Below are 340 nucleotides of genomic sequence, written 5' to 3'. Positions count from 1 at the left end.
CAATGGCTTCGCAGCTATTGTCGTTTTAACCCGCGATTAACGCTTGGTGCTAACCCAGGAATGCACAGTGCCTGTGCCAACTGAAAGCTCTTTAGCAATGCTTCTGATGCTCACCCCATCGCTGCGCAAGCGAAGAGCCTGTGCTCTGAGTAGAGCATAAGCCTCGCCTTTGGCCTTACCACCCTTGCGCCCCTGTACCGCCTGCCACGCGCTAAACGAGGCGGCGTCGAGGTGCTGGTGCGTCCACTTCGCCACTGAGCGGGCGACGTGGCGCACCTCCTGGTGATCGAGGGATGCCGCGAACCCGGCGTTGTACATCAGAGCCCGGTCGAGGCAGGCG

The 340-nt window shown here is 60.6% G+C and carries 1 protein-coding gene; it reads right to left on the bottom strand.

The features are described from left to right. Positions 1-36: 36 nt before the first annotated feature. A partial coding sequence (locus GHO25_RS25850) for a helix-turn-helix domain-containing protein (protein WP_178110264.1) occupies positions 37-340 on the bottom strand: 304 nt, incomplete at its 5' end.

This window comes from Pseudomonas sp. FSL R10-1350, from assembly GCF_009600525.1.
In the GTDB taxonomy this organism is placed as follows: domain Bacteria; phylum Pseudomonadota; class Gammaproteobacteria; order Pseudomonadales; family Pseudomonadaceae; genus Aquipseudomonas; species Aquipseudomonas helleri.
This window is presented reverse-complemented; position numbering and strand designations above follow the sequence as displayed.